The sequence below is a fragment of the Collimonas sp. OK242 genome, from assembly GCF_900107095.1.
Taxonomy (GTDB): domain Bacteria; phylum Pseudomonadota; class Gammaproteobacteria; order Burkholderiales; family Burkholderiaceae_D; genus Collimonas.
Map to the genome: position 1 here is coordinate 34,479 of NZ_FNOR01000025.1, position 7,061 is coordinate 41,539.

7 protein-coding genes and 1 rRNA gene are annotated in these 7,061 nt (G+C 58.2%); all 8 read right to left on the minus strand.

What is annotated here, in order from left to right:
* Nucleotides 1-51 precede the first annotated feature (51 nt).
* Nucleotides 52-1,158: a hypothetical protein gene (locus BLV81_RS21545; RefSeq protein WP_143036407.1), complete on the minus strand. Its 1,107-nt coding sequence runs from the start codon at nucleotides 1,156-1,158 to the stop codon at nucleotides 52-54.
* A 10-nt stretch (nucleotides 1,159-1,168) separates the two neighbouring features.
* Nucleotides 1,169-2,068, minus strand: a complete 900-nt coding sequence (locus BLV81_RS21550; protein WP_092359963.1) for a fatty acid desaturase family protein — start codon at nucleotides 2,066-2,068, stop codon at nucleotides 1,169-1,171.
* A complete protein-coding gene (locus tag BLV81_RS21555; RefSeq protein WP_255365412.1) occupies nucleotides 2,065-2,847 on the minus strand; it encodes a hypothetical protein in 783 nt (260 codons plus the stop codon). Before BLV81_RS21555 ends, BLV81_RS21550 begins: the two co-directional genes overlap by 4 nt.
* Nucleotides 2,848-3,227: 380 nt before the next feature.
* The gene (locus BLV81_RS21560) at nucleotides 3,228-3,560 is read right to left on the minus strand and encodes a DUF3761 domain-containing protein (RefSeq protein WP_092359964.1); all 333 of its coding nucleotides are present in this window, start codon (nucleotides 3,558-3,560) and stop codon (nucleotides 3,228-3,230) included.
* A gap of 9 nt (nucleotides 3,561-3,569) precedes the next feature.
* A complete protein-coding gene (locus tag BLV81_RS24495; RefSeq protein WP_143036408.1) occupies nucleotides 3,570-3,812 on the minus strand; it encodes a topoisomerase DNA-binding C4 zinc finger domain-containing protein in 243 nt (80 codons plus the stop codon).
* A gap of 209 nt (nucleotides 3,813-4,021) precedes the next feature.
* A complete protein-coding gene (locus BLV81_RS21570) occupies nucleotides 4,022-4,681 on the minus strand; it encodes a DUF2076 domain-containing protein (RefSeq protein WP_092359966.1) in 660 nt (219 codons plus the stop codon).
* Between the two features lie 208 nt (nucleotides 4,682-4,889).
* Nucleotides 4,890-6,587, minus strand: a complete 1,698-nt coding sequence (ybaL, locus tag BLV81_RS21575; protein WP_092359967.1) for a cation:proton antiporter domain-containing protein — start codon at nucleotides 6,585-6,587, stop codon at nucleotides 4,890-4,892.
* A gap of 181 nt (nucleotides 6,588-6,768) precedes the next feature.
* A 5S ribosomal RNA gene (rrf, locus tag BLV81_RS21580) occupies nucleotides 6,769-6,881 on the minus strand.
* Nucleotides 6,882-7,061 lie beyond the last annotated feature (180 nt).

Consider the following 7,061-nt stretch of genomic DNA (forward strand, 5'->3'; position numbering starts at 1 on the left):
GCGAAATCCCGTTGCGTAAGACGAAGCAATCGGAGTTCGAATTGACCGGCATCAAGACAAAGCGAACTCGATGCGCGCGCGCTGAAGCGAAGACGCGAGCGCGCGATCCGGTTCGCGCGAGAAGTCGACTTCGAACAACCTGGCCGCCGATGAAATCGCAGGGTAATCCGAAAATACCGGCAGCAGCGGATCGTCGTCGTGCAGGGCCGCAAATGCATACAGCCATCGCCCCTGGCACAAGGCATTGTAGGCGTGCCGCAGCAATGCGGTACACAGCGCATGGTCATCCTGCTCGACCGCGATGAATGAGAGATAGACGTAGGGCAGCGCCCCGCCTGCGGCAGGCAGGCGCGGCCGTCTGAGCAGCGGCGCGACCAGGTTATGCACATGCCGCAGCAAAGCCATCGGCTTTGGGTAACGTTCGATATGCGCCTGGCGCAGCGGAAACTGGTCCCAGGCTGCCATCGTCGCGCAAATGCGCCCGTCCCTAATGGCGATGAAAAAAACTTCCGCATTCAGCGTATCGCAGCGGCCACCCGCGGCAAAATCGGCAGCGTCCAGTACCGGCGCCCATCGGAATTGACGGTTGCGACGGTTGAGAAATTCGACAATTGCCGGCAATTCTTCTTTGCGGGCGCGGCGTAGCTCAATGCACTCTGCAGCCAGCGCCGGCTTGCGGCGCGAGAGATGAAGCGCGCGCGTGAACAAGCGTCCACGCTCCAGGTAATGCGGCAGTCCGGCACGCCCGCCCACCAGGTTACCCAATGCGGTCTCGTTGTCGTCATAGACCAGGGTATAGCACGGCAACGGATCGGCATCGTGCAGCAAACGCAGGAAACGATAAACCCGCGAGAGCAGCATGCCGCTCCGATGCTCGCGATGGATGCGCAAGTCCGAAAGAAATGCCGCGCGCCGCACTTCGCCGTCAAGGTAGGTCTTCGTGATGCAACGGTTGCCGGTCGCCACGATACGGCCGCTCACCATGTCCCGCCCGACGATGATTTGCGCGGGATCTCCCTGCAGCCGGCAAGCGCGAATATAGGACGGCTCGCGGCGCAGGCTGATGGCGGAATCCCCTTCGATCCAATCGGCAGCCATGCGCTCACGCAACTGCGCATCGTCCTCCGGCCCGCCCAGGGAGAAATCATAGCGGCTCATGGCATGGCGCTCAGGCCGCAGGCGATGCGTGAGGGCCACACAGCCATAGGCGAGGGCCGCCGGCAAGCCATCTGCGCAAGAATGCCATGCAGGTCAAGGGCGATGCGTTCGGGTCCTCGCGCAGGCGCTGGGGCGCCTCGAACCAGCGCAACGCGGGATCAAGATGGTGCACACGGTGCAAGGAGCGATGCAGCGTCAGCCATCCCAAGCCAGCCGGCAGCACAATGTCCAGCGTAATCGAGCCGGTGTCGCGCCGGTTAGATGCAGGCACGATAGCAGCGTGATAGTGCTCGGCCTGGGTCAGGATGAAATCGAACCAGGCAAACAGTGCCAGTGGAATCAGATAGGCCCAAACGAGAGCCTGACAGGCTTCCCGTGCGCATGCGCCGATCAAGACCGCGAACAGCAGCATCCATGCGAAACAAAGGCGGCTGGCCATGCGATGCTTGGCCGGCACCATGGTCCAGCCGATCCAATTGATGTAACCCGAGATCACCGGCAGTTCGACCGGCGCAAGCAACCAGATCAGCCGCGTGTTCAGGCTCAGCGAATACAGCCGCCCTTCCGGGTCGATCCCGGTGCAGGTGGAATGATGATGCAGGTAATGGAAATGGCGGTATGCGATGAAATTGACGCCGAACATGGCCGCACATATCGTGCCGACGGCATCGTTGAGCCTGCGGTTTTTCAGGAACGTGCCATGCACGCACATGTGTTTGGTTTCCTGGCAGCCGATAAACAGAAGGGCTTGCGGCAGCACCAGCAAGGCGCGTAACCAAAGCGAATTGGTCAGTGCGAGCACAAGCGTGTTCGCCAGCACGACGCAGATAAACACAATGCTGGGCACGTCGCTCGAACTGCCGGCGCGCGCCCCAGGGGTGGACGCCGCCGCATGGTTGGCGGCTGTCATGTAAAACTCCGCAAGACACGCGTGATGCCCTGCACCGCGCCAAACGGCAGGGTGCGCCATAACGGGCCAAAGTCGCTGAGCGGAACCGTGTGACGCAGCAGCACGCCATAATCGAGCGAACGCTGATGCGGGAAATAGTCCGGTTTCACCGCGATGATTTCGTCGAAGCCGCGCGCGTGGTAGTAGCGCAGCTGCGGATCCAGCGGCAGACCGCCGCGACAAGCGCGGGCGTATTCCTCGACATCGCTTTCCGGACCGGTTTGCAGCCAATCGCGCAAACCCGGAACGGGAGATCCAAGGTAGACATGACGCCAGCCGCGCTTGAGCGCATAGGGCCAGCAAAACGCAAACAACGCCTCGGCGCCGGCTCTGCTGCGGCTGCTCAAGCTGACACCGAACAGGGAGCTGCTTTGCTTCGGCGAGGGAAGCATCGTGCAGTCGTTCCAGGTCCGCACGCCGTGATGGAAATCGTCGGCCACCTGTTTGAGAAAGAGTGTGGCGAGCAGCGCGCCGGTGCTGGAACAGAACGCACCTATGGACAAGTCGGGATGCATGTCGATGCGGTTATGCAATTCGCTTTGCGACGCAGCTTGCACCTCATCCCATTTCTCGCGCTCCAATTCCACGATCGCGGGCAGGTCGAACCTGGTGAGGAAACGGGTATGTACAGGCGCGCCGGTTGGCCGGAACACGACGGCCGGGGTCGATAAATGTTGTGCGCAATCCATGGTGTTTTCGAGAGCAGTCGTCTTGATGGGGTGGTCAATAAAACGCGACATTTCACCACTGCCATATGACACGATCATGACAAGACGGGAGTTCCGCATCCCCAGCCTCAAAAATTTCCGGCAATTTTTTAACTCTTCGTTTGCCCAATGAAAAGGGGCGCCCGCAGAACTCGGGAAAATAGTACGCGAAGGATATTCAGGCAAATTTGACTAGGAGGCCATGCCGCATCTGGGTGTTGCGACGTGAAATACGCTAAATGCCGTCGCGCCTTTCAGTTAGGCTACGTCAAAAGGTATTGCTATTTGCGCTCGGTCTGATGCTTTTCCGTGCCTTCAACAAAGTCGGTAAAGATGCAATCGCTTGCGTAGCGCCGAGCAATGAAATCGATTTGCCTGGAATAGACTACCCCCAATTACGTAAGCTATGTCGCTCATTGCATCCACTCAGCAACACCACCATGCCGAGAACACGTTCCTCTGTGATGTTGGCTGAAGCTATAGCTGCCGTCTCTGCACTTGGCGCTTGCATTGGCCGGCGCGCGACCGGTCCTACTCTTTGACGGCGAATGCACGATCTGGCCGCTTTTGTTGGTGTAGTGATTATGGGTGGTCAGATCAGCCTCGTTCGGCTCGGCCTGGGTATAAGCGCCAGGCGGCGGCTCTTTTGCAGCGGCATGCGTAACGGAAAATGCAGACGCGGCAAGCAGTAGAATTGCGAGGAGGTTTTTCACTATTTTCGTCCCTGTCGGCAAGTGGCCTGCCATTGCGCCTTATTACTCTCTGGTTGTGAATTTGCTTTTACAACGAGGAAAATTGCGACAGCCCCAAAACACCCCACGCTTGCTGTCCCGTTTTATCATCTTGATTCCGCACGATGCGCACGTAGGGGTGGCGTAATCACAGTCGAATGCAAACTTGAGAAGTTCGGTTTGGCTTTCAGCGGGTAACTCTTGAATCTTCTTCACAAAGCCCGGTCCGTCCAACAACTGCACAGGATTGGCGCAGCCGAATGCCACTGCATCTTTGCTGTATGAGCCATGAACACGCCGCGCGAAACCTTCTCAGAGGCAATTACTATGTTGCCAAATTACACTATTGATTTACGTTGAGCAATACAAATCAGATGGCTTATATCTCTTGGCTGGCGTCACCGGCACAAACAAAAACGCCCCACCGGCTAAGGTGGGGCGTTGAATCGCGATATTACGGCGGTGCGCTCTGACACCTAGATTAACGAGGAGTCGTCATCGCCACTCGTGTCGTCGGCAGCGACATCATCCGTGCTTGTACTGTCATCCTTTGCTGTATCGGCGCCGTAATAATTGTTGACGGTGTTGTTCTCCGTCGATGTCGTTGATGGCGCCATGCCGGCTTGATTCATAAATCCGGCGCCGCTGCCAGGATGCATCAGGTGCTCGATTCCCTGGAACAGGAACGCACCACCCGCCACGCCTGCTGCTGTAGCCGCAACGGTGCCCAGCGCGCTGCCGACGCCGCCACCAAAAAAACCCGGCGATGCCGCTGGCGCGGGGCTTTGCATAAGAGGAACTTGCATTGCCGCAGGCATGCTCGCCATCATCGGGGGTGCTGCCGGGCGCGATGCTGTAGCCGAAGTGTTGCCCCATGCATTGGGGTCGAAGAAGCTGCGTGATGGGGCGGTTTGTGTTGCCTGGATCTGGCTCTGCAACGAGGCAATCTGTGTTTTGGCGGTGTTAAGCGCCTGCTCCATCAGTAGCGCGCGCTGGACTAGCAGGTACGCCGCGTCCGGCTGTTGTGCAACGGCACTTGCAATCAAGGCATCGGCCTGTGGATCTTTGGCAATGCCTCTTACCTGAGTTAGTTGATTCAGAAAATCTTGCAGTGATTGGGTTTCTTGTGGACTCATGGCTATTGCTCCTATAGCAAGGAAAAGAATTACTCAAGCGATGGTTATGCATGCGCTCTGCGTAACCATCCCCCCCATTGGTTCAGTACTTCCACTACATGGGGTCTAGGCGCGCATTTTCCGCAATTTATTTGTACCTGTTCGTAAGCGCACATTGGCTTTCTTTATAGCTGCAGGCATCGCCATCATCAGTGATTCGGCAGCGGGATCATCCCTGCGGGGTAAAGCGTTCCAGAACATGGCTTGCCATGCCCCTGGCCAACTCTTCCTCGCCAAAGAAGACAGTGCCGATGCCCTCATTGCGCAGCAATAGCGATTCGCTCTCGCTATGGGTGCGCAGCACGATCTCGATGTCCGGGTTGAGTGTGCGTGCGGTGTCGGCGATTTGTCGAACATTGAGCGTATCGGGCGTGGCGACGACCAGCATGGCGGCGTCCGCAATATGCGCCTGGATCAACACCGCCGGATCGGCGGCATCCCCTGAAACAGCGACCATCCCTTTCTTACGCAAGTCTTCGACCAGCTCGCGGTTCTGTTCCGCGACTACATAGGGGATGCCGCGTGCATCCAGCGCCTTGGCAATGCGGCGTCCAACCCGGCCATAACCCACCAGGACAACTTGTCCTTCGAGGTACTTGTGCTCGGTGTTCATGGGCAGCTCGGCATAGGGGTCTTGCCGCTGTTCCAGACGGCGGGCCAGCTCCGAGTGTTTGAGCACCGAACGCCGGAACGGCTGGATGGCGGCAAACAGGAATGAGTTCATTGCAATCGAGATCAGCACGCCGGCAAGCACCAGGCTCATGCCCTCGGCGGGCAGCAATCCGAGCGACAGACCTAAACCGGCCAGAATGATGGAGAACTCTCCGATCTGCCCCAAACTCGCGGCAACCGTCAATGCAGTGTTGAGCGGATAGCGAAACGCGATTACTAGCAATACCGCCGCGAGGGAGTTGCCGAAAATGATGATGGCGACCGCGCCGAGCACATGGATGGGCTGCTGGACCAGAATCATGGGGTCGAACAACATGCCCACCGACACGAAAAACAGCACCGAAAAGGCATCGCGCAGCGGCAAAGACTCTTCCGCTGCGCGGTGGCTGAATTCGGATTCGCGCATTACCGTGCCGGCGAAGAATGCGCCGAGCGCAAACGACACGCTGAACAGGACTGCCGCACCGTAGGCGATGCCGATCGCTGTCGCGACCACGGACAGGGTGAACAGCTCGCGCGAGCCGGTGCGCTCCACCTGCCACAACATCCAGGGCAACACGCGACGCCCGACAATCAGCATCAGGGCAATGAAGGCCGACACCTGCAACAGCGTTTGCCCGATGGTCGCCCAAAGCGGTTTAGCGTCTGCGGCGTGGACCGTTGCGCCGCCCAGGACATCCGCGAGCGGGGGCAGCAGCACCAAAACCAGCACGGTGGCCAGATCCTGGACAACCAGCCAGCCGACGGCGATGCGTCCATTCATCGTGTCGAGCAGATTCCGGGCTTCAAGCGACTTGAGCAACACCACGGTGCTGGCGCAGGACAGCGACAGCCCTAAAATCAGCGCACTCCCAAAACGCCAGCCCCACCACCAGGCCATGAACGTGCCCAGCAGCGTTGCCGCCCCCATTTGCGCCACCGCACCGGGCACGGCAATGCGCTTGACCGCGAGCAGGTCATTGGGCGAGAAATGCAGCCCGACGCCAAACATCAGCAACATGATGCCTATCCCGGACAACTGGGAGGCGATATGCACGTCGGCCACAAATCCGGGCGACGCCGGCCCGATGATGATGCCCGCAACGAGGTAGCCGACCAGCGCCGGCACCTTGATCCGTTCAGCAATGAAACCAAGGATCAAAGCAACGCCGAAGCCGGCGGCAATGGTGGTGATCAGAGAAATGTTGTGATCCATCCAGTTCCCTTCATTGGGCCGACGGAAATCGTTGCTGGGTTGGGGAGGATTTCGGTAGCTGGGCATTCATTGACGATGAACCGCGCTCCATCCAGTATTGCAGGAAATGATGCTATTGGGTGAATCGCTTCCCCAAAGCAAAAACCCTCTGAACGTTGGTTCAGAGGGTTTTTTAATAAAAGCCTGACGATGACCTACTTTCACACTGGTTGCAGCACTATCATCGGCGCAAAGTCGTTTCACGGTCCTGTTCGGGATGGGAAGGGGTGGTACCAACTCGCTATGGTCATCAGGCATAACTTGTAACCGTTGTTCGTTCTCCAGGTGGAGCAACGCGCAACGCAATCTAGAAGAAGTAGTTTTTTATACCGTCGTCACCGAGGTGGGTGACGACGGTTGGGTATGAATGTCCAAACGGTGATTTGATTCACCTTGGCAAACAAATAAGCTCATCATATAACCTGCTAAGGTTAT

What these genes read in the sequence shown, in the direction of transcription:
- BLV81_RS21560 (WP_092359964.1), bottom strand. Translation starts at nt 3,560, where the DNA reads ATGGCAGGCCACTTGCCGACAGGGACGAAAATAGTGAAAAACCTCCTC.
- BLV81_RS21550 (WP_092359963.1), bottom strand. Translation starts at nt 2,068, where the DNA reads ATGACAGCCGCCAACCATGCGGCGGCGTCCACCCCTGGGGCGCGCGCC.
- ybaL (WP_092359967.1), bottom strand. Translation starts at nt 6,587, where the DNA reads ATGGATCACAACATTTCTCTGATCACCACCATTGCCGCCGGCTTCGGC.
- BLV81_RS21570 (WP_092359966.1), bottom strand. Translation starts at nt 4,681, where the DNA reads ATGAGTCCACAAGAAACCCAATCACTGCAAGATTTTCTGAATCAACTA.
- BLV81_RS21545 (WP_143036407.1), bottom strand. Translation starts at nt 1,158, where the DNA reads ATGAGCCGCTATGATTTCTCCCTGGGCGGGCCGGAGGACGATGCGCAG.
- BLV81_RS21555 (WP_255365412.1), bottom strand. Translation starts at nt 2,847, where the DNA reads ATGTCGCGTTTTATTGACCACCCCATCAAGACGACTGCTCTCGAAAAC.